General features: G+C 67.6%; 15 protein-coding genes. 11 read left to right on the forward strand and 4 right to left on the reverse strand.

Features of this window, described 5'->3' with window-relative positions; translation table 11 throughout:
- Positions 1-232: 232 nt before the first annotated feature.
- The 7 genes from ABH925_RS17600 to ABH925_RS17630 all read left to right on the forward strand — a co-directional run bounded on the left by ABH925_RS17600 (position 233) and on the right by ABH925_RS17630 (position 10594).
- Positions 233-979, forward strand: a complete 747-nt coding sequence (locus ABH925_RS17600) for a ParA family protein (RefSeq protein WP_370148949.1) — start codon at positions 233-235, stop codon at positions 977-979.
- On the forward strand, positions 979-2178 hold the full coding sequence (locus tag ABH925_RS17605; protein WP_370148951.1) for a ParB/RepB/Spo0J family partition protein: 1200 nt from the start codon (positions 979-981) through the stop codon (positions 2176-2178). Before ABH925_RS17600 ends, ABH925_RS17605 begins: the two co-directional genes overlap by 1 nt.
- Before the next feature lie 1300 nt (positions 2179-3478).
- Positions 3479-4360 (forward strand): ParA family protein, encoded by an 882-nt coding sequence (locus tag ABH925_RS17610; RefSeq protein ID WP_370148954.1) that lies wholly within the window; start codon positions 3479-3481, stop codon positions 4358-4360.
- A gap of 85 nt (positions 4361-4445) precedes the next feature.
- The gene (locus ABH925_RS17615) at positions 4446-5255 is read left to right on the forward strand and encodes a hypothetical protein (RefSeq protein WP_370148957.1); all 810 of its coding nucleotides are present in this window, start codon (positions 4446-4448) and stop codon (positions 5253-5255) included.
- A 322-nt stretch (positions 5256-5577) separates the two neighbouring features.
- A complete protein-coding gene (locus tag ABH925_RS17620; protein ID WP_370148958.1) occupies positions 5578-6042 on the forward strand; it encodes a hypothetical protein in 465 nt (154 codons plus the stop codon).
- 2715 nt (positions 6043-8757) lie between these two features.
- Positions 8758-9639: a ParA family protein gene (locus ABH925_RS17625; protein ID WP_370149223.1), complete on the forward strand. Its 882-nt coding sequence runs from the start codon at positions 8758-8760 to the stop codon at positions 9637-9639.
- A 457-nt stretch (positions 9640-10096) separates the two neighbouring features.
- Positions 10097-10594, forward strand: a complete 498-nt coding sequence (locus ABH925_RS17630) for a hypothetical protein (protein ID WP_370148960.1) — start codon at positions 10097-10099, stop codon at positions 10592-10594.
- A gap of 187 nt (positions 10595-10781) precedes the next feature.
- Here ABH925_RS17630 and ABH925_RS17635 read toward each other — a convergent pair whose 3' ends face one another.
- Positions 10782-11732, reverse strand: coding sequence for an NlpC/P60 family protein (locus tag ABH925_RS17635; protein WP_370148963.1), 951 nt, complete (start codon positions 11730-11732; stop codon positions 10782-10784).
- A 1361-nt stretch (positions 11733-13093) separates the two neighbouring features.
- Here ABH925_RS17635 and ABH925_RS17640 point away from each other — a divergent pair.
- The gene (locus ABH925_RS17640; protein WP_370148965.1) at positions 13094-13822 is read left to right on the forward strand and encodes an ANTAR domain-containing protein; all 729 of its coding nucleotides are present in this window, start codon (positions 13094-13096) and stop codon (positions 13820-13822) included.
- A 502-nt stretch (positions 13823-14324) separates the two neighbouring features.
- On the opposite strand, the gene ABH925_RS17645 is transcribed toward ABH925_RS17640, so the two are convergent.
- From ABH925_RS17645 to ABH925_RS17655, 3 genes are all read right to left on the reverse strand, one after another.
- Positions 14325-14504, reverse strand: coding sequence for a hypothetical protein (locus ABH925_RS17645; protein ID WP_370148966.1), 180 nt, complete (start codon positions 14502-14504; stop codon positions 14325-14327).
- Positions 14505-15107: 603 nt separating this feature from the next.
- Positions 15108-16100, reverse strand: coding sequence for a GDP-L-fucose synthase family protein (locus ABH925_RS17650; protein WP_370148967.1), 993 nt, complete (start codon positions 16098-16100; stop codon positions 15108-15110).
- Positions 16097-17602, reverse strand: a complete 1506-nt coding sequence (locus ABH925_RS17655) for a polysaccharide biosynthesis tyrosine autokinase (protein ID WP_370148968.1) — start codon at positions 17600-17602, stop codon at positions 16097-16099. Before ABH925_RS17655 ends, ABH925_RS17650 begins: the two co-directional genes overlap by 4 nt.
- A 194-nt stretch (positions 17603-17796) precedes the next feature.
- Here ABH925_RS17655 and gmd point away from each other — a divergent pair, with 194 nt between their 5' ends.
- From gmd to ABH925_RS17670, 3 genes are all read left to right on the forward strand, one after another.
- On the forward strand, positions 17797-18837 hold the full coding sequence (gmd, locus tag ABH925_RS17660; protein WP_370148969.1) for a GDP-mannose 4,6-dehydratase: 1041 nt from the start codon (positions 17797-17799) through the stop codon (positions 18835-18837).
- A gap of 108 nt (positions 18838-18945) precedes the next feature.
- Entirely contained in the window at positions 18946-20319 is a 1374-nt protein-coding gene (locus tag ABH925_RS17665) for a hypothetical protein (RefSeq protein WP_370148970.1), read from the forward strand.
- Positions 20312-21625 carry a hypothetical protein gene (locus ABH925_RS17670; RefSeq protein ID WP_370148972.1) on the forward strand — a complete coding sequence of 438 codons (1314 nt, stop codon included), beginning with the start codon at positions 20312-20314 and terminating at the stop codon, positions 21623-21625. The genes ABH925_RS17665 and ABH925_RS17670 overlap by 8 nt, the downstream gene beginning before the upstream one ends.
- Positions 21626-21640 lie beyond the last annotated feature (15 nt).

The raw sequence follows: 21640 nt of genomic DNA on the forward strand, positions 1-21640 counted from the left end.
CAACGAGCTTCGCTACTCGGAGAGTTGCGCGGTGGCCGCCCCATGACCAGGGGTCATTCCAAGATCCCTGCTACACCACTCGGCGGGACGCCATCTGTACCGCGGTACACACTCTCCACGACGCGCCGTTGCGGGAGGCCAAACCATAGCGATGGCCACGCTTCTGACATGCTGTTGCGGTCATCCGAAGTACCAAGGTCCGCTTGGGAAGCCGACGGAGTCAGGAGAGCCCGTGGCTACAGTTACCGTCGTCCTGAACCAAAAGGGCGGCATCGGCAAGTCCACCATCACCGTCAACCTTGCCGCCACGATCGCCGAAGTCCTCAGCCGTACGTCCCTGAACGACGATGAATGGGCCCCCGTCGCCGCGGTGTCCATCGATCCCCAGGGCTCCACGCCGTGGTGGGCGGAGCGCGTGGGAGATGACCTTCCTTTCGTCTTCATCGAGGCGTTCGACGACCCTGAGGGGATCAAGAAGCTGCGCTCCACGACGAAGGTCAAGCGCGCCATCGTGGATACCCCCGGCTGGATGGATCCGGCGGCGCGTCGTGGTGGAGTCGGCAACGACGGCCTGGGGAAGGGCGAGGTCGCCGAGGCGATCCGCGCAGCGCTCGACAGCGCTGATCACGTGATCGTCCCCATCGAGCCGGAGTCTCTTGGCTGGGAGCCCACCAAGAGCACCATCGACCGCATCATCAAGCCTCGGAATCTGCCGTTCACGGTTGTGATCTCCAACTGGGATCCCCGGGACGGACACTCTGACCTGCAAGAGACGATCGAGTTCTGCCGTAGGCAGGGCTGGCCGCTCGCCAAGACGGTCATCCGGCACTACAAGTTGCACGCTCGGGCCGCTGCCGACGGGCAAGTAGTCACCAGGTACCCGAAGTCCCGCATCGCACAAGAAGCCCGCCAGGACTTTTCCGACCTCGCCCTGGAGCATGAACTGCGCCTTGCGGAATCGCGGACAGGTGGATTCTGATGGCACGTCGTAAGAGCATGGCCGACCTGTTCGACGAGGGACAGCCGCGAGTAGCCACAGATGTCGCTCAGGACCCGGCTGCTGTGCGGCTCCCCGTTGACCGATGCGCGGTCAACCCGCACAATCCACGCGACGAAGACGGCTCCCTCGAGGACCTTCGGTCCATCGCGAAGCGTCAGCTCCAGAGCTGTCTCGGCGTCACCCTCCAAGCCTATCTGGCGCTGTGGCCCGAGGACGTCGACCGGGATGACTTGCAAAGGGTCGACCATGTCATCGTGAACGGCAACCGGCGTCTCAAGGCCGCGCGTAAGTACGGCCGCAGCGACCTGATCGCGATCATTGACGACACCGTCGCCACCAGTCGCGCAGAGCTGTTGCGTGCGGCGCTCGACGAGAACGAGGAACGCCGCAACCTCGATCCGATCGAGGAAGCCAAGGCCATCCGGGGCATCGTCTCCGAGTACCCTTCCGCCCGGGCAGCCGCCCAGGAACAGGGGTGGAGCACCAGCTATGTATCGCAGCGCACCCGCCTCCTCCTGCTCGCCGAAGAGATCCAGCAGGAAATCCGTATCCACGCCCGGACCGAGGGCAAGGACGGCATCTCGCTGAGGGATGCCCGCTGGCTCGCAGGCCGCGAAGGTATCGAGGGATTGTCTGCCGCCCAGCAGTACACGGCGCTTGAGCAGCGCCATGCTGAACTCCGTGCCTCCAAGGAGAGGGAACGGGCGGAGGGGGACGCTCGGCACACTGTCAATGATGCCCCCGACTTCTCGGCACCCTCGGCACCGAGGCCTGGCGCTGTGCAAGCATCCGAGGCTGCCGTGTGTACCGCGGTACACACCGCAGGGGGTGCGGAAGGGAAACACGCTGACGCCGACGGCGGTATGCGAAGCGTCGTTGCCACAGACGTCGACCCGGCCAGCGGCGCGGTGTGTACCGCGGTACACACCGCAGGGGGCGCGGATGGGGAACACACCGAGGCGGACGGGGGCGTGCCAAGCCTGGTTGCCACAGGCGTTCTCACACCGGCAAGCGAGGCAGACGACGAAACACCAAGCCCCGTCCACGTGCCGGCAGCACGGGAGTCCGAGCGCACGGATGGCATCCGTCTGGCCAAGCCGACGCTGCTTGCGGCGCAGATCCGGGAGGAATACTCGCCCCGTGAGCTGACTCAGCTTGTGGAACTGCTCCGCGTCTGAGCGTCTGAGACGCATGGCTCTGTCCGACTGTTTGAGCAGCGCCACGCGTGTGTACCGCGGTACACACTGCCCGGCTGCTGGCACGTATTCGCGTGTGCGTGCTGCCGGCAAGCCGGCCCGGGTGAAACCGACCGCCCATCAAAGCAGGCATCCGGGCCACCGAGCAGCCTCCGCGGACCACCGCCCGCCCGTGCGCAAGCGGGCGGGCGGGCGGGTGCGCGTCCAGTGCCAACAACGCTGCCAGGACCGCCACCGAGTCGGCCCGGCAGCCGGACACCGCAGGATGGTCCCTGCCCGACGCGAACTCTCCCAGTATGGCTGCCTTCGATCAATCGACACCGCACAACGCAGCGTTGGCGACGGCTACTTGAATATCCCCACCTGTGACTGCCGGAGCGGAGCGGCTGCATCCCGGCAAGCAGTCTCACTGCTGATGCTGGCGATCCGCAGGCAGCTGCACGGCGTCCGCCGATCCCGTCGATGAGCTGCCCAGGCCGGTGACGGCACCGTCGTTCTCCCCCACGCAGGGGCAGACACCGTTCGTGACCACCCGCTACGGCTAGGTCGGTCGTTCGGTCGATGGACCCCGGGAAGGTGATGTTGCGAGCGATATAACGATGAGGATTGCTTTGCATATCACCACCGAGAGAGCGATGTTGACTTCTTTGGATACACCGCTCGATGGTTTGACTTAGCGTTCGATCCTGATGACGCTATAACGACTCCTCTCACTGACGTTCTGTCTGTCTTTCTGTCTAGCGAGGCATCGGGCTGTCTAGCTGACGAACCAGCTTCTCGTCTCTGGATCCTGCGATGTGACTGTCTATCGGTCTGCCGAGAGATCGGCCTGTCTGCGCATGTTGCTGTTGGGCTGTCTTTCCCCTGATGGATCTGACTGACAGTCTGTCTAACGGTCTGCCCGCTCGTGCGCCCGCTCTTCTGTCTATCGGTCTGCCCATCTGTCTGTTCGTCTGTTCGTCTGCCGCTCGGTCTGACGGACAGACGTCCCCTCATGCCGACCTGATCTTGTTTCGTTCTGCGCTCGTAGCCGGGGGAGGGGAGGTGCATTGTTGCGGTTGCGGACGTCCGGCGACGAAGTTTCCGCGCGTCGCCTGACGGGGGACCGCAGGCGCTGTTATCTTCAGGCGAAAAGCGTGTGACACGAGGACAGACAAGATATCGCAGGCCGGAGTTGACTCCGCATCGCTCCTAAGCAGTGGGTATGACGCCGACCTGCTCGGCGGGGGCTCCGATTCAAGGTCTTGTGTCAGTTGATTCAACGCAGCGTAGGAGCGTGTCTATGCAGGTGATCACGGTGGCGAACCAGAAGGGAGGTGTCGGCAAGACGACGACCACGATCAATCTGGGGGCCTCGCTCGCGCTCGCTGGCATGCGCGTTCTGGTGGTGGACCTCGAGCCCCAGGCCCAGGCCGGTACAGCGCTCGGCGTCAACATCACTCAGGGTGAGAACTCCCGCTCGCTGGGCTGGGCCCTGCAGGCGTATGTCCAGGGGATCGGGATCGACCTCCCGAAGATCATCTATGACCGGTCCGGTCTGGTAGAGGACTTCGAAGGTGCGGGGAGCCTCCATCTGCTCGCGTCGGAGGAGTCCACGATGAGTCGGGCGCAGGACCTTCTGGTCGGTGCGGGCTTCGCTGCTACGCCGATACTGCGCAGGATGCTGCACACCCTCCGGGACAGCTACGACTTCGTGGTGGTCGACACGCCGCCTGCTATCTCCTCGCTCGCAGCGGTCGGGTGGGCGGCCGGCGATTGGGTCGTCACGGTGTGCTATCCCGAATACGCCACTGTGCGCGGTGCGGTGACACTTGCGGGATCGGTTCGCTTCGTGACGAAGAACACCGATGGGGAGTGTGACCCGCAGTACCTCGGCGCGATCCTGAACAAATCGAACCCTCCGTCGAAGTGGAAGCAGCAGGAAATCGACGTGCGGGAGGGGATGGTGACCTCGGGCCTGCTGCCGTTCGTGCGCGACATCCGCCAGGACGACAGGATCTCGCGGTCATATGGGACGGGGATCCCCGCGGTGCTGGCGCACGCCAACCAGCCTCCGGGGCAGGGTTACGCGGCCCTGATGGACGAACTGCTCACCCGGATGAGCCAGCCGCGTGCGTATTGGGAGATCGCACCTCTGCTGATCGAGGAGGACAGCGTTGTCTGACGCTGCGGAGGCCAAAACCCCCTCCAAGTCCAAGAAGAAGACTGCGCCCGCGTTCCGGCGTCCGGCGAACAGCGTCTTCAGCTCGGTGATCGCCGGTGCCGACGATGTTGTGGCCAACTCCTTCATCGCCCAGGGTGCCTCTCCTGGCGACCCGACCAGCCCCGCTCTGCCCCGATCCGCGCCGATGCCGGACCAGGAGAGTATGCCGGCTGCGGTCGCGGTGAGTACACCGCGTGCGCCAACTCCGGTGGCGCCCGCCCATCGCGACGCGCCGGCTGCCGTCGCCCTCTCCGCGCAGCAGACACACCAGGACCGAACCGCGGCACCGGCGCCACGGCCCGCAGACATCGCTCCCGCAGCCACAGCAGAGCGAACCCGCGCGCCGCGCGTGGTGGCCCCCGCAGCCCGGGCAAGCCGAGTCGCGACGCCCCGCGCGGACTGGGCTCACCGTGCGCTGACGGAGAGCTTCGCCGATGCCGTGATCTCTTCGAACACCTGGAAGTCGTACGGGTTCCGCATCATCCCCGATGTGCTGGCTGCGTTGAAGGTGCGGCTCGCGGCCGACCGGCGCAGCATGGGTAATCCCAAACTCGCCGTGGGCCACTACCTCGACGCGGCGATCCGGCACGCGCCGGCGAACGTCGACGAGCAGATCGGCTCCGCACAGGCGTTCCTGGGGGAGCGGATGGGTCTGGTGGATTCCGGGCTGCAGTCCACTTATCGGGTCGGTCCGCAGGCCCGAGCCTGGGCGATGAGTCTGAACGCCGCGTTGCAGGAGGCCGATCACGGCCGCAAGGGCATCTTCGTCGTGTCCGCGGCGTTGCAGGAACTGCTGCACTGCCTGGATGAGGAGGGTGAACTGCAGCGCCCGACGGGAGTGCGATCCCGGGTCTGACCAGCCTCAACTAGCGATATACCGATGGGTGCAGCGATGGCTGTACCCATCAGTGTTTTCCTGTCTCTATTGTTCCCTCTCACGCTATAACGATCTGTCGGTCTAGGTTCCGTGCTAACGATCCGTCTGTTCATCGATGGACCTATCTACCTGTCACTAGGGCCTATCGCTCAACAGTTCATGCGACATATTCGAAATCAGCTGTGCTGGGGCGGATAAGTTGAAGTCGTCAACACGCCGATGTCTTGCGTCACTCGAATATTGCGGTGGTGATTGCGGTAGCCTGGCGCTGCACGAACAGTGACCCTTGGGAAGGCAGAGGATGGCTCGCCAGCTTTCCGCCCACTCCGTCGCCATCGCGGCGAACGTCAGCGAATCCTGGGCCTGGAAGGCCCGTGACTCGGGCATCATCCATGCCCCGTATTCGGAGGACGACGTCATCGCGTTGCGCGTCTACGTGGTCGTCGCCCAGCTCGCCTGGCCCGGCGAGCGGCGCGCCCGCAGCGAGAAGCACGACCTGCAGCTGTGGCAGACGCTTGCTGTCAGCGCCGCGCGCGATGCCGTATTCGATGCCACCACGACCGAGGACACCGTGCTGTGGGTGATGCCCGGCGCCGTGCGCGTCGCCACCACTCCCGGTGAGCGCGCTTCCACCGAACTCGACCTGCTGCGCGGCCAAACCGCGATGCGTATCCCGATCGGTCAGTGGATCAGCGAGCTCGACGATGTCCTCCAGCGCATCCCGACTCCACGGGTCAGGCGCAGTTCCGCCACCCCCACCCACTGACTTTCCGAGGGCTCCAACGCGCAGGCGTCCCAGCAGCCTTCGGGATCCCCGACCACTAGACGGAGGTGACGCGCACAACACAACTGAATAGACCCACCGCCCGCGACGCCGTGACGTTCGAACCAGTCGGGCAGTGGGTTTTTTGCTGCCTCCGTCAGCCCTGACCGGCTGTCGTGATTCAGTACGCCCTCGTTCCGGGTCGAGCTACCCATCACGCCCGGGGCTGTGTTTTGTGCTGCCTTCCCCCGTGAGGACCCGCATGTCGTCAAGTGCCCTGCAGGTACGGCCCCCAGCTCTCACCGCGTGGGACGACCACCTCCACCATGCCACCGTCGGCCCCCGCGCCGGAGCACCACGCGGCGAAGAGCGCCAGCAAGAAGGTGGGATCTCGATTCCGCAGCCACTGCCGTCTCCCGCACTCACCCAGCCGGCCGCGAGTCTCCCGGTCCGAGGGGGCGGCCTCGTTCTCCTCGCCGGCGGCCAGGAGGACGCTCGTCCGCCGCTGGCGCTGGGCACCGGGACACGGCGACGGCTCGCCTGCGCGGTGGCATTCCTCTTGGAACAGTCCCAGTTGGCGGGGCTCAGCGACACCGCGCGAGGACTGGTCGTGATGGCGCTGGCGAAAGCCAACGCCGGGAAGGGCTGGGCCACGTCGACACGAGCCGGCGATCTCGCATCATGGATGGGCGTGGGCATCTCAAGCGTGGACAAGGCACTGGCATCCCTACGCCCCTCGGGCATCGTGGTCACCCATCCGCGCATCGACGGAACAGGGGTTGTGGGCCTGGACCTCACACTGCCCCTGCTGGCCCACGCTCGGGGCCCGGCCGGTGACCCGCGCCATCCACTGTCGCTGTCCCGCAAGGAACTGGCGACCCTTCTCAGGCTGGTCGAAGCGGTGTTCGGACCGGGTTGGAACCACGCTGACGGTCGGGTGACCGTACCGGGGCTGCTGGCCCACCGTCGAGGCCGCGGATCCGCCACCGACCGGCTTGCATTGCTCCTGCTCGTCCTGGAAGCCCGACCCGACGGACGCGTGCGGTTCGCTGGGGGACCCGTCGACTCCCGCTATGGCCGCGCGGTGGCAACCCTGGCGCGCCGACTGGGATGCAGGCCCCCAGGAGCAGCGAAGATCCTCGACCGGCTGGAGCGCGCGGGAGTGGTGCAGCGGCGTCGCAAGTCCACTGCGTCGGGACTCAACGGCGCCGGGGAACTGTGGGTTCCCTCCGTGGCGCGAGCCTGGTCTGCACTGCGCTCCGAGCGGCAGCGTGAACCCGCAGTCCGGGTCCCCTCGCAGCCCGCTCTCCTCGTCGCCGCAGACCCGGACGCTGCGGCAGGAACAGTTGACGACTGCCGCTGCCGGATGTTGCCGCAGCCCAGCGTGGGGGAGACCGGCCCCCGTACCGGCCTGGCAGACCCGGACGGTACGGCAGAGCTACACACACCCCACACACCAAGGGTTCCTGTACAGAGTGAAAGTGACGCCTGGTCGGTGGTCTCCGGCGAAGCCGACTGCATGGTCCCCACTGATGCCGGTGGTACGCGTGCGGACGTGAGCGGCACCTCCTCGGACCACCCGGCCACTGCCTCTCCCGACGCGCCGGACGCGCTGCGCGCGGAGAACAGACCACCCACGGCACCTCCCACCTCCAGCAGCGCGAACCGCCGCAGCGAACCGATCGTGCATCGACGCACCTACCAGGCACTCGCTCCGGTTCGCACACTGTGGCAGCAGCTCACGCCCGCCCAGCAGACCGTCGCGGTGCGGGCCGTGGACGGCGTGCTGCAGTCCATGCGGGCCTCCGACCTGGCAGCGCATCTCACGATCCGCTTCGCTCCCATGAGCACAGCGCAGGGATTCGCTGCCCAGGTCGGGGACCGTGGGACCATCCGATCGCCCTTGGGGTGGCTGCTGTCGCAGCTGCCGGACACTGTCGCCTGCGCCGGCTGCGGCCGCACCTGGCACGCCCGACCGACAGGTCGGCGGGAATGGTGCGCCCGCTGCTCGGCCGGGACCCCGGCCTCGACGGCAACCGTCCCAGGATCGTCGGTCCCAGCGTCAGCATCGACGGATCAGTCCCATCACGGCGCGGTGCTGCGGCAAACGGAGCCACAGGCCTCTCGGCCCCTCGTCCTTTCGCGGTTCGAACTCGCATCCACCGACACTGGTACGCCTGGGGTGTTGGATTCCCAGGAGCCCGCACCCCGGGCGTGGACGTGCAGCACCCGCACGTGCCGGCGGCTCCTGTTCGGTGTTGCTCCGGCGTCGGGCCTTTGCGCAGCCTGCGAGCGTCGGCAGGGCAGTGCACATCGCGGCCGCGACCTCAAGCACCACGGAGGCGAGGATGCATCAGATTCCGGACTCGTTGCTGCCACTGAGGCCGCAATCGCGGTGAGGTCGCGGTTCCGATCCGGCAGGGGGATGGGAGAGCAAACGGGGAATTCCACAGAGCGCACAGGGGCGTAAGTGAGGAATTATGCGATCGCCAGGGCCCCTGAGTCGCTGTTGCGCGCGTCGCCTGTCGATGGGCCAGGAATGCCTGTTATCGTCGTCGCGGCAAACCGTGTGACACCAGGACAGAAGCGACATACTTGCTCGGGTTCAATCTGCCTGAACTTGCGGGGAAGAGGGGAAATGCACTCTTGTCCGTGCGCCATCGCATCCGCCCAACTCTTGTGTCACTTGGCTCTCAACGACCGAGGAGCGTGTCGGGCATGCAGGTACTCACGGTGGCCAACCAGAAAGGAGGCGTCGGAAAGACAACAACCACTGTCAACCTGGCCGCCTCCTTGGCCCTGATGGGCGCCCGGGTCCTCGTGGTCGACCTCGAACCGCAGGCGCAGGCTGGAACCGCGATGGGTATCAACGTCCCGCGCGGCGAGACCTGCCGCTCCCTGGGATGGGCACTCCAGGCCTTCGTCCAGGGCATTGAGACGGACCTGCCGAGCATCATCTACGACCGTTCCGCCCTACTGGAAGGCTGGGAGGCTCCCGGGGTCCTGCACCTGCTGGCATCCGAGGAGTCCACGATGAGCCGCGCCCAGGACCTGCTCGTCGGCGCCGGGTTCGCAGCCACCCCGATGCTCCGCCGCATGCTGCTGGGTCTCGACGGCTGCTACGACTTCGTGGTCATCGACACCCCTCCGGCGATCTCGTCGCTCGCGGCAGTCGGCTGGGCAGCCGGCGACTGGGTGCTGACGGTGTGCTACCCGGAATACGCGACGGTGCGCGGGGCCGTGACGCTGGCGGGCTCGGTGAAGTTCGTCGCCAAGAACACGGACAACGAGTGCAACCCCCAGTACCTCGGAGCCGTCCTGAACAAGTCGAGCCCGCCCTCAAGTTGGAAACGTCAGGAAGTCGACGTCAGAGAGGGCATGGTCAGCTCGGGACTCCTGCCTTTCGTCCGCGACATCCGCCAGGACGACCGTATCTCGCGCTCCTTCGGCGGCGGCGTGCCGGCTGTCCTCACTTTTGCCAACCTGCCGCCGGGCCGACAGTACGCCGCCCTGATGCACGAGGTCCTGGGACGCATCACGCGACCACGTGACAGCTGGGAGATCGCCCCGTCATCGATCGAGGAGAAGCTCGGTGTCTGACTCCACGGATACCGGCGGCGAAAGACCGAGGAAGCGCAGTGCTGCGGCGTTCAAACGTCCTGTCCCCAGCGTCTTCAGCGCGGTTATCGCCGGCGCCGACGAAGTGGTGGCCAATTCGTTCATCGCCCAAGGGACACCCGACGGTGCCCCACCCGGACCCGCCCGCACCTCCCGCCCCGGCCCCCGGCGGCCGACGCCCGTGGCGTTCTCGGCTCCGCCGGCCACTCGGGAACCGACACCGAGCGAGCCCGCACCAGCTGCCCCGGTGGAACAGCCCAAGGACCGCAAGCGCGTGCCGCACCCTCCACCCGGGCAACTGTCGACGGCTGCCTCGGCTCCCCGGCCAGTAGCAGACGCACTCCGCGCCGGTCTTCTCGGATCGGCGCCGCTTCCCCCGGCGGCATACCCGGTCGGCGAGGTTACCCGCTCGCGCCGTACGAACACCTCCGTACACACCGTGCCCGATCAGTATCTCCACGACCGGACACCGGCAGGCACATGGGCCCATGAGGCCCTCAACGCCAGCTTTGTCGATGCGGTGATCTGCTCCAACACCTGGGCCACCCATGGCTTTCGCATCGTGCCGGACGTGCTCGACGCACTCAAGGCACGACTTGCGATAGACCGTCGTACCTCGGGCAACCACAAGCTCGCCATCGGGCACTACCTGGACGCCGCCCTGCGGCACGGCCCCGCCGACGTGAGCCGGCAGATCTCGTCCGCCCAGGCGTTCCTGTCCGAACGCATGGGTCTTGTGGACTCAGGCCGCCAGTCCACCTACCGGGTCGGCCCGCAGGCCCGCTCCCTGGTGATGCGCCTCAATCAAGCCCTGCAGGAAGCCGACCACGCACGCAAGGGCATCTTCGTCGTCTCCGCGTCCGTGCAGGCCCTGCTCAAGGCCCTGGACGCCGAAGGCGAACTCAGGCACCCCTGGACGGACGCAGCACCCCCTTGATCCACAGCGGCGCGCTGCTTGCAGTGGGTGCCAACGCGCGCCGCTGTGCCGTCTCCCGCTGCTCCCGGAACCGTCGCCGGAGCGCCAGTCGTCGGTAGACATGCGGGTTGAGCCAGGTGAAGCCGAGGCAGGTGAGCACAGACGAGCCCAGCGACCTCGTCTCGCTCCCTGCGGCGAGCGAGAGCACCTACAGCAGGCTTGCTGAGTGTGGGTCAGGGCGCACGATGCCCGTGACCGGTTCGAGTGCCATGGGCGTGGCCTTGACGAACGACCCGGTGTGCGGAGCCTGAATGACCAGTCCTGCGCCGATGTAGAGCGCAATGTGGGACGCGCGGGAGTACACGATCAGGTCGCCAGGGCGCAGCTGCCTGTTCGAAAGGTGGGGGAGTGCATTCCACTGCGCTTCACTGGTACGTGGGATGTGGGTACCAGCATGGGCCCAGGCCTGGGACGTGAGGCCGGAACAGTCGAACGCGCCGGGGCCGGTCGCGCCCCAGCGGTAGGGCTTTCCGAGCTGCGCGAACGCGTAGGCAACCACGCGTGCACCAGCTGCCGAGGGGGTGGCTTCCGCGGTGTTCGACGACGAGGCGACGGCCCAAGCCCCCTCCGGTGCCGGCGCTTCCCGGAATGCGCGCGCCTGCAGCCCGTGCTGCCCCGTGAGTTGGGCGAGGGCCTGGAGGGCGGACGACTGGTCTCGGTTCGCCTCTTGTGATGCGTGTGCGTGAGCCGTGGCGAGGCTGCGCAGCAGGGTCGTCAATGCGGCCTGTTCGGCTTCGGTCGCGGTCACCGCACCTTGGTCCGTCTTGAGTCTGCTCACCAGGGACTTCTCCGACTGCGATGTCCCGTCCACTCCGTCTTCGGCTTGCGTCGCGTGTTCCGCGTTCGGGGCGAGGATGACCTGGCCGAGTGCGGGGATGCCCCTGTCCCGGTACTGTGCGGCGGCCATTTGTCCGGCCTGCTCTCGATCTGCCTTCAGGCGGGCCCTCAGCGATGCCAAGCGCCCCAGGAGTCGCTGTTCACGCTCCTGTGCCGCGTGGAGACGGCTCAGCAGTACGCACGATGCCGCGTTCGCGTGCTGTGCGTCGATGTAGAGCCTGCCAAGGCGGACCTGCGCCCCTTCCGAGCTGCTGGTGGCCAAGTGCGCGGGCTGCAGTGCCTGGGCGCGGGGGATGAGCACCAGGGCGCTCAGAGCGGGGGCAAGTATCAGTGCCGTGCATCCCCTCAGGGCGCGGCGTCGCACTGTGTGAGCTGACGCGAGTCGGCGGTCACGCGCAGATTGGATCGGGAAGCGATGCATGGTCCGTTCCTCGTCGAGACGTTCGGGCTGACCAGTCGTCTTCGCTGGCTCGAGTGCTTCAGGGGACTGACGGCCACGCCGACCCTCTCAGGCTTCCAACTGCCTTCCGTAGTGGCATGGCTGCAATCGGGGCAACGATCACCCGCACTGCCCAGTGGCCGTCGGCATGAGACCGCTGCGCGGGAGGTCTGCCCCGGGGGCCGGTGGAGTCGCCCGGGTCGCCGGACGAGGCTGTCGGACCATTTTCCGCAGGCCGGCGAGCGGGGCCTGGCCCACCCCGTGAGTTGCGCAATTATCGAACATCCATGGCCGGCGGTAAAACTGACTCCTGTACAAACTCCGCTGCTGCCAAGTGCGTCACCGGCATCGTCTCAAGCAGGCGGCAGCCACGGTGGAAATGGCTGCCGGCCCCTGTGTGCTGCCGGATCCGCGACCTGTTGACTACCGATCCGTGATGGGGGACAGTCGTCGGACGATCTGAGCGGCCGCATTAGATTGCCTGCGGCACTTGCCAATCATCGCTGTGATGGGGAGGGATACGAATCACTCCCCGTGGAGTCTAGGCTGGCAACAGCATGGGGCGTGTGTGCCGTTGCGTGGTGACCAACTGCTCGGCGTGCCGTGCAGTCGAATTGGCTCAAACCTGCTCCGAACGCACAGAGAAGGCTTCATTTTTCGAGCGGAATCATTCGGTTCCGGTAGGGTCGCGCGATCCGCGTCGTCGGCTCCGCCCTGCCCGATGGTTTCGGCTAGCCTATGACCTGATTTTGGCTCCGAAGAGGGCCATCATGACCGTGAAGTCGAGAGCGATAGCCGCTGCGCGCGATGCGCAGGCTTTCGAGAGGGAGCAGCTGATGCCCGAGTAAGAGGCAAGCGGCCTGCGGGGTGAGGGCGACGCGACGGGGTCCAATGGACAGGGCACGCAATGGCGCGGCGCTGGGGCCCGGCGATGTGTCACTTCATGAAGAGTAGTCGAGGCCTGGGTGTGCACCCGGGTCCGGGGCGTGCATCAGTGTAGGGCGCGGAGTTCTGTACAAGGTATGGGCCGGGGTGGGGACCCAGACCTGCAGATATCCCGAGCGGCAATTCTCGGGCCCCTTAACCAAATTCCACTTCTGCATAATGTGGCACATGCCTGATACTGTGAGGCGTACTACATGATTAGCCGTCGGATGGTCGAAATCCTCCGTAGGTTGCCGGGCATGACGCACGGTCATCTCACTTCTGCTTGCGCCACGGTGCTCAACGTCCATGGTGTCGCAGTCTCGCTGGTCATCGACGGTGGAGCCACGGCTCTGGTCGCCTGCTCGCCAGGCGCAGCCAGGCGGTTCGAAGAACTTGAGTTCACCCTTGGTGAGGGGCCGGGTCCCGATGCCATTCGTCTTGGCAGGCCGGTCTTCCTTCCGGATCTGACGCAGGATCAGGGTGCTCTGTGGCCGACCTTGGTGCCCGAGTGCATGGGGCTCGATATTCAGGCGGTTTTCTGCTTCCCCTTGTGTGTCGGTACGACCGCTATCGGTGTGTTGACAGCGGTGCGAACTTCTCCCGGGCCTATGACAGACCAGGAGAACGAGGATGCCCTGGGTCTGGCAGCGGCACTGACCCTGCAACTCCTCGGCGGCGAACGACATCCGTATCCGACATGGATCTCGTTGAATGTTCCTGCAGTACAGCATCGTGAGATCGTGCACCAGGCGACTGGAATACTGAGCGTCCAGTTGATGCTCCCTCCCGATGAGGCGCTGATCGTTCTGCGAGCCTTCGCGTACGCCAGCGAACGAACCCTGTGGGAAGTGGCGCGTGATGTGGTGTCAAGGCGAGTACGACTGGCGGAGGAAGCCCCTGGACACACGTCGAGATCCTCCGGGACTGGGCAAGGCAGCCCGTGCAGCCCGGAAGTCTCTCCCTGTGATCACCGCGGAGGCTGCTGACGTGTTGGCCGGATGCCCAATGCTGCTGTCCCGTTAGGAGTCGAGGGGCAGGCAGCCCGATTCGTAGGTGTCGGACGGGTAATCAGTTGATCGGTAGCCGCTCGGCGTATAGGGCGGGGAAGGCCAGCGCTGGGCCGATTGGGGGAATCCGATGGCCTGTTCAGGGGGGTATCCGCCCGGTTCGACGTGTTCTTCGATTTACACGACCGCATACATGATGCTATCTCAACAGCCAACACATCCGAGTGGACAAAAGCGTAAGGAGCACTTAGATGGATGGTTCAGCGCGCAAGCGAGTAGCCGCTTCGGCGGGCTTGATCGTTGCGGTGGCGGGCCTGGTCCTGGCCGTGGGAGGGCAGGCCATGGCAGCGTCGAACTGCTGTCCAGCGGCGGTGGCTGCGCACCATGGCGGCAAGGTTCCGGCGGTCGCTTCCCATCATGTCGGCAGGGGGCCGGTCGTTGCCGCTCACCGCGGCGACAGGGGCCCGGTGATGCGTGCCCATCACGGCAGGGGACCGGCGATGGTCATGCACCATGGCGCCAGGGTCCCGGCGATGGTCATGCGCCACGGTGGGGTGAGGGCGGCGGTGGCTCCCGAGGTCCGGGCAATCGCGTCGCCCACCTCGTAGGCGGCCACTCCGGCGGCCTCCAGCCTGGTGAGCGATCTGGTCCCGTGTCTCACGAAACAACCCTGGCTGAGCTGGCCCGTCGATCACGATGGGCCGCAGGCAGCCCCCGAATCGCCCCGTTCGCATTCTGCCTCGGGGAAGATCACTACCTTTGAAGGGAGCCGCGAACGTCGAGACGGCATCGAATCATGGGTGACACCTTCAGCCTGTATGCCTGTAGACGGGATACCTGGCCTGCGGCACGCCACGTTGCCGGTTCCTTCAGGAACAAGGACAGGTTCCCGAGCAAGAACTGCCCCCAGCGCTGGCGTTCCTAGTCCGGTGGGCGAGCCCACAGGAACCAGTCGCTGACGACCCGGTCTCCAGCCGGAAGCCGCTTCTTCGGAGCTGGAGCCGGGGCCGACCGTCTCGGTGACGCGTCGTGTCACCGACTCTCTGTGCAGCCCCCGGACGCTCCCGGGAACGCAGGCTGTCGGCAGGGCAATGCCATTGAGCCGTCATCAGTTTCGGCTGATGACGGCTCAATGCAGTTCCTTCGCGGACCGCGTCACGGGCCGCCGAGGGAGGAATCGTCAAGGACTTGGATGCGGTCGCGTGCGGCGGGGTGCCTGACGGGATCAGACCGCGCTGTCAGGAAGCGGGTGCCTGGCGCGAGTTCACGTTCGAGCGGTCCCCGCTGCCTTGTGCTCCCGGTACCAGGCATAGGTGCGGGAGATGCCCTCCTTCAGCGGGATCTGCGGTGTCCAGCCCAGGGCGGTCAGTCGCGAGATGTCCAGGAGCTTGCGCGGCGTGCCGTCGGGCTGGTCCGGATCCCACTCCACCGATCCCCGGTATCCGACGATCTCCGCCACGAGTGCGGCCGTCTCCCGGATGCTGATGTCCTCGCCGGTGCCGACGTTGATCGGTGACTGCCCGTCGTACCGGTCGAGCAGGTGCAGGCATGCTCGGGCGAGGTCGTCGACGTGGAGGAACTCGCGGCGCGGCGTCCCGGTACCCCAGTTGAGAACGGTGGCGGCGCCCGACTGGTGCGCGGTGTCGAACCGGCGGATCAGTGAGGGCAGGACGTGGGAGTGCTCGGGGTGGAAGTTGTCGCCCGGGCCGTACAGGTTGGTCGGCATGGCGCTGATCCATCCGAGACCGTGCTGCCGGCGGACTGCCTGCACGTGCAGGATGCCGGCGATCTTGGCGATCGCGTAGGCGTCGTTGGTCGGCTCCAGGGCGCCGGTGAGGAGGGCTTCCTCGCGGATCGGCTGGGCTGCGTCCCGGGGGTAGATACAACTGGATCCCAGGAACAGCAGGCGGTCGATCCCGTGGTGGAGAGCCGCGTCGAGGACGTTGACCTGGATGCGCACGTTGTCCGACAGGAACTGCGCGGGATAGGCGGCATTGGCTCTGATCCCGCCCACCCGGGCCGCACTGAGGATCACGACCTGCGGCTTGTTCGCGGCGAACCACGCGAACACGGCGCTGCGATCGCGCAGGTCGAGCTCCATGGAACTGGGACCGACGAGGTCGATGAAGCCCTGGCGCGCGAGATGCCGCCACACGGCGGAGCCGACCATGCCCCGGGCCCCGGCCACGTAGACGCGAGCCGTGCGGTCCACGGGGGTGCGCTCCAGCTGCAGCGGCTGTTCGGTGATGAGGCTCATCGGCCTGCGCTCCCTTCGGTCGTCAGAGGTTGCGGATCCCGTGGGCGGGACTCCAGCGGGAGGGATTCGGGTGCGACTGCCTGGTGCGGCGGGCCCTGATGGCGTCGGCGTTTCCACCGGGCCGACAGGGCAGTGGCGGTGTTCTCGGGCCGGTACTCGTACGTGTACCCGTAGGCGTCGGCTGCTCCTTTGCTGGGAGCCATGTTGAGCACAGCTCCCAGCAGCGGCGTCCCGACGCGTTCGAGGGAGGCGATCGCCTCGCCGACCTGGCTCCGGCTGGTCCGTCCACTGCGTACCACGAGCAGGTAGCCGTCCACTGCCGCACCGAGCACCGCGGCGTCCGCGACCGGGAGCACGGGACCGGTGTCGACCACGACGTGGTCGAACTCCTCGGCCAGCGCGGCGAGCGTGCCGCGCAGTTGCTCGGTCCCCAGCAACTCCGTGGGGTTGGGCGGCACGGCTCCGCTGGTGAGTACCGCGAAGGAACCGGTGGACTGGAGAACATCCTTGATCTGCGCCTTGCCGATCAGGACCGTGGTCAGGCCGGCGTCACGCACCAGCCCCAGCGTGCGCGCGGCCGACGGGCGCCGCAGGTCCGCGTCGACCAGGCAGACCGAGTCCCCGGACTCGGCCAGTGTCGCGGCCAGGTTCACGGCGACGCTCGTCTTCCCCTCATCGGGCAGCGCGCTGGTCACCGCGATCACCTTGGGCTGGCGGTCCACGCCGACGAAACCCAGGTTCGTACGCAGCCGGCGGAAGCCCTCGGCCCTGCGGCCGTGCGTGTCCTCGCGAGCGGCGAGCGGGTGCCCGGGAGTGCGGGGATCGTGGACGATGCTGCACAGAACGGACGGTCCGCCGATGCCGGCCAGGAACTCGGCCAGGAGCTGCGGGCTGCGCAGTGAGGTGTCGAGCGATTCGAGCAGGACGGCGATCCCTGCGCTCAAGGCGAGTCCCGCGGCCAGGCCGAGCGAGAGATCGAGGGCAGGACGAGGGGAGGCGGGAGCCCGCGCCGGGGTGGCGGGGTCGGTGATGCTCAGGCGCACGGGGGACTGGCGGGAGCCGGATGGGCGCTCAAGGTCGGCCACCACGTCGGCGAAGCGGGCGGCGACGGCGTTGGTGATCCGCGCGGCGCGCACCGGTTGGGTGTCGGTGACGGTGATGCGCAGCAGCACTGTACCCAGGGGCGCGTCGGAAGTGATCTTTCCGGCGAGTTGGGCCGGTGTCATGTGCAGATGCAGGGACTTGACGACTGGTTCGGTGACCTGGGGGCTTGTGGCCACCGCCGTGTAGGACTGCACCCGCGCCTGGGCGAAGCTGTTGCCCTGGTTCAGCTGGGCTGTGTCGGCTCCGGCCTGCAGCGACACGAAGAGCGTGGCGGTGGACTGGTACTGCGGTGTCGCGACGTAGGTGGCGCATGCGCCGAGCCCGGTCCCCAGCAGGGCCGTCGCGGTGATGAGCTGCCATCGGTGGGCGAGGACCCGGAGGTAGTCGCGCAGATCCAAGGGGTGACCGTCCTCAAGCCGGGCTGCGGGCGAATGCGCTCAAGAGCTGTCCAAGAGGGACAAAGATCTCTAGGGCGACAAGTTACAACAAAAACTCTCGAACGTTCCGTACGCTGACGACGTGACAGGAGCTGGTGCCGAAGTCGGCGTTACTCCCGCCGCCGGCGACTGCCCATTCACGGACTGGAGTGCGCGTGACCAGCAAGACGGCTCTGATTACCGGGATCACCGGTCAGGACGGTTCGTATCTCACGGAGTTGCTGCTCGCCAAGGGGTACCAGGTGCACGGCATCGTGCGGCGCGCCTCCACCTTCAACACCCAGCGCATCGATCACCTCTACCAGGATCCGCACGACCCGGAAGCCCGTCTGTTCCTGCACTACGGGGACCTGACGGACGGCACCCGGATGGCCAGCCTGCTGGAGCAGATCTGTCCGGACGAGGTGTACCACCTGGCCGCGCAGTCGCACGTGCGGGTGTCCTTCGACGAGCCTGAGTTCACGGGCAACGCCACCGGGCTGGGCACCACACGCCTGCTGGAGACGATCCGGGTCATGGGTCTTCCCTGCCGCTTCTACCAGGCCTCCAGTTCGGAGATGTTCGGTTCCGCCCCGCCGCCCCAGCACGAGGGCACCGCGTTCCACCCGCGCTCGCCCTACGGCGTCGCCAAGGTCTACGCCTACTGGGCCACGCGCAACTACCGCGAGGCCTACGGTATGTACGCGGTCAACGGCATCCTGTTCAATCACGAGTCGCCGCGCCGCGGTCTCACCTTCGTCACCCGCAAGGTGGCTCTCGCCGCGGCCCGGATCAAGGCAGGGCTTCAGGACGAGGTCCATCTCGGCAACCTGGAAGCACGCAGGGACTGGGGCTACGCGGCGGAGTACGTCAACGCGATGTGGCGGATGCTGCAGCAGGACGCTCCGGACGACTACGTGGTGGCGACCGGAACGAGCTGCAGCGTCCGCGAGTTCGTCGCGTACTGCTTCGCCCACGTCGGACTGGACTGGCGGAACCACGTGCGCTTCGACGAGCGCTATCTGCGGCCGGCCGAGGTCGACCACCTGGTCGGCGACGCCTCCAAGGCCGAGCAGCTGCTGGGATGGCGGCCCACCGTCCAGGCGCCCGAACTGGCCCGGCTGATGGTCGACGCGGAGGTCAACGCCCTCCGGACGCAGTGCGTTCCGGCCCAGGCACACGGTCCGGTGCTCGCGGCAGCCGGCGTTGCGGGCTGACCCGTCGGCGGCCGCCTCCACCGAGAGGAGCGGCAGCCGCACCCATCCGGTTCGGACCGGGCACTGTCCCGCGTTCGCCGCGTCCCGGCGGCGCGATCAGGCGGGCCCATGGAATCTCTGGCGGGCGAAGTGACGCTGTCCGTGCCCTACGACGACGTGCCGCAGGCACCGGCGGAGCGGCCCGTATCCCGACGTGCCGGGATCCTTCACATCCTCAGCCGCTCCCTGCTGACCCGGGCGGCGACGCTTCCCCTGACCGCTCTGACGGCGCTGGCCTCGGCGCGCACCGTGGTCGACGCCGTCGGTGTGCCCGGATACGCGCTCGTCACGCTGATCACCAGCCTGCCGGCGGTCCTTCCCATCGGCGACCTGGGAGCCGGCGCGGCCATCACCGAAGCGGTGGCCGGGCAAGGGGGCGACCGCGATCCGGTGCGCGGGACCCTGGCGTCCAGCGGCCGCACGCTGTCACACGTCGCCGCCCTGATCGTGGTCGCGGGCACCGTGCCTGCGGCCTTCGGAGCGTGGTCGCTGCTGCTGGGCGGGGCCGCGGGAGCCCAGGCCGACACTGCGGTCGCGGTCGCCTCGGTGTTCTTCGCCTGTACGCTCCCGCTGGGCCTGGGCAGGTCACTCCTCGCCGCTGTGAACCGCACCCACACCGTCGTGCTGCTCCAGGCGGCGACCGGTTTCCTCACCCTCGCCCTGACCCTCTCGGTCGCGGCGCTGCACCTTCCCGCGGCGGCCTTCATCGCCGCCGGCTTCCTCGCCCAGTGCGGCTGGGGGGCGGCCTGCCTGTTGCTCGCGGGACGGCACCTGGGCATCCCCGCACTGAGGATCGTCCTGACCAGTGCGCGGGGGGCCGCCGGGGCGGAAGGGGCGCGCGTACGCCGTCTCGCCGCGCCGATGGCGGTCATCAGTGCGGCGTCGGCGGTGGCGTACTCCACGGACCGGATCGTCCTGAGCCACACGACCGGCGCCGCGGCGGTCGCCGCGTACTCGGCCGGCGCCCAGCTGTTCGTCCCCGCGAGCAGCCTGGTCGGCGCCGCCGGCCTGCCGCTGTGGGTCCACTTCGCCCGCCGGCGCCACACCGGGGAGGACTCCTCGCCCAGGCGTCACCTGATGCGCCTGACCGCGGCCTTCGCCCTGGGCGGGCAGAGCCTCGGTCTGGGACTCGTCCTGGCCGGGCCCGCGATCGCCACCTGGATCACACACGGACGGGTCCACGTAGGAACCGCACTGATGCTCTGCTTCGCCGCCCTGCTGTTCGTCCAGGCCCTGGACTACCCGGCGAGCATGTGGCTCACCGATGCCGCCGGGCTTCGGTTCCAAGCCACCAGAGCGGTCGTCATGGCGACAGCCAACCTCGCTCTGTCGGTCCCGCTGGCCTACTTCCTCGGCCCGCCTGGCCCCGTCCTGGCCTCATTCGCCGCGTATGCCGTCGCCGTCGCGGCACCCACCCTTCGGAGGGCGATGACCGATGCCTGAGACAGTGTCGCTTCCGGCCCAACGGTGCACCCCGCCCAGGGTGCTCCACGCCCTGGATCCGGCCGCCGCCACAGCAGACCGTCAACCCCTGCTCCTGGCAGCCGCGGTGACCGCGGGCCTGGGCACGGGCTGCTCCGTCTACCCACACGGCGGTGTGACCTTCGGGCACATCGTCCTGCTGGCGCTGCTGCCGGTCGTCGCCTCGGCCGTCTCCCGCAGCGGGGTCGCACGCGCGACCCTGGCCCTGCTGGCGCTGTGGTGCTTCGCCGCCGTCATGACCAGCCTGTCGGTGCACGACACGGTGCACCATCTCGTATTCTCCCTGTGCCGGCCGCTCACCGTGGCGTTGAGCCTGTGCGGAGCGATCTGGGCCTTCACCCAGCGCGTCGCGGTGGCGCGCGCGTATGCCGCCTCAATGGTCCTGGGACTGCTTGCAGCCAGCGTGTTGTCACCGTCCACGGGATTCGCCCAGGACCCGTGGAAGTTCGGACTCGGGCCCGCGGTGAGCCTGGCAGCGGTCCTCGCCGCCGCGGTCCTGGTCCGCCGAGGTCGACGTGTCCTGGGCGCTGCCCTGGTCGCGGGGCTGGCCCTGGTCAATCTGGAGTGGGGATTCCGCTCGGAGTTCCTCGTCGTCTCGCTGGCAGCGGTCACCGCGGCACTGGCCGGCAGGCGGGGACTGCGACGGCAGTCATGGGCGCGCTGCCTGCGGGTGGGAGCGGCGCTGGCCGTGACCACCGTGCTCATCTATGCCGGCTACGGGTGCCTCGCGGGCAGCGGACAACTCGGCGCGGCCCAGCAGTACAAGTGGAACCGGCAGAGCCACGTCGCCGGGGGTCTCCTGGTCGGCGGACGCGCCGAAGCACTGACCTCCGAGGTCGTCGTCGCACAGACCCCGCTCTTCGGCCGCGGGATCTCACCCCAGATGGGACTGCAGACCCGCGAGGCATTCCTGCGCCGGCTCCAGGCCCGGGGAGTACCCGTCAACGACCAGGTCAGCCGCTACTACTTCAGCCACGGGCTGTACCTGCACTCCACGTTCTTCCAGACGTGGGCCGAGAACGGCCCCCTCGTACTGCCCGGCCTGCTGCTCCCCCTGCTGCTCGTGGGCCGCGCCCTCGCCGCGGCGATCAGATCCGGCTCGGGCCCAGCCGCGCTGGTCTTCTCCTTTCTGACCTGGCAGCTCGCCTGGGACATGGCCTTCTCACCGTGGCCCAGGCTGGAAGGCGCCGCTCTGGGCACCGCCGCGGGCGCAGCCCTTGCCTACCTGGCCGCAGGTCAGGACACCGCAGCGGCAGAGCTGACCTGACCGCTCCCTTCGACC

The organism is Streptacidiphilus sp. EB129, assembly GCF_041262645.1.
GTDB lineage: Bacteria > Actinomycetota > Actinomycetes > Streptomycetales > Streptomycetaceae > Streptacidiphilus.

Excerpts from the sequence above, each read along its gene's own strand:
- ABH925_RS17605 (WP_370148951.1), top strand. The coding sequence starts at position 979 with ATGGCACGTCGTAAGAGCATGGCCGACCTGTTCGACGAGGGACAGCCG.
- ABH925_RS17610 (WP_370148954.1), top strand. The coding sequence starts at position 3,479 with ATGCAGGTGATCACGGTGGCGAACCAGAAGGGAGGTGTCGGCAAGACG.
- ABH925_RS17620 (WP_370148958.1), top strand. The coding sequence starts at position 5,578 with ATGGCTCGCCAGCTTTCCGCCCACTCCGTCGCCATCGCGGCGAACGTC.
- ABH925_RS17625 (WP_370149223.1), top strand. The coding sequence starts at position 8,758 with ATGCAGGTACTCACGGTGGCCAACCAGAAAGGAGGCGTCGGAAAGACA.
- ABH925_RS17640 (WP_370148965.1), top strand. The coding sequence starts at position 13,094 with ATGACGCACGGTCATCTCACTTCTGCTTGCGCCACGGTGCTCAACGTC.
- ABH925_RS17650 (WP_370148967.1), bottom strand. The coding sequence starts at position 16,100 with ATGAGCCTCATCACCGAACAGCCGCTGCAGCTGGAGCGCACCCCCGTG.
- ABH925_RS17665 (WP_370148970.1), top strand. The coding sequence starts at position 18,946 with ATGGAATCTCTGGCGGGCGAAGTGACGCTGTCCGTGCCCTACGACGAC.
- ABH925_RS17670 (WP_370148972.1), top strand. The coding sequence starts at position 20,312 with ATGCCTGAGACAGTGTCGCTTCCGGCCCAACGGTGCACCCCGCCCAGG.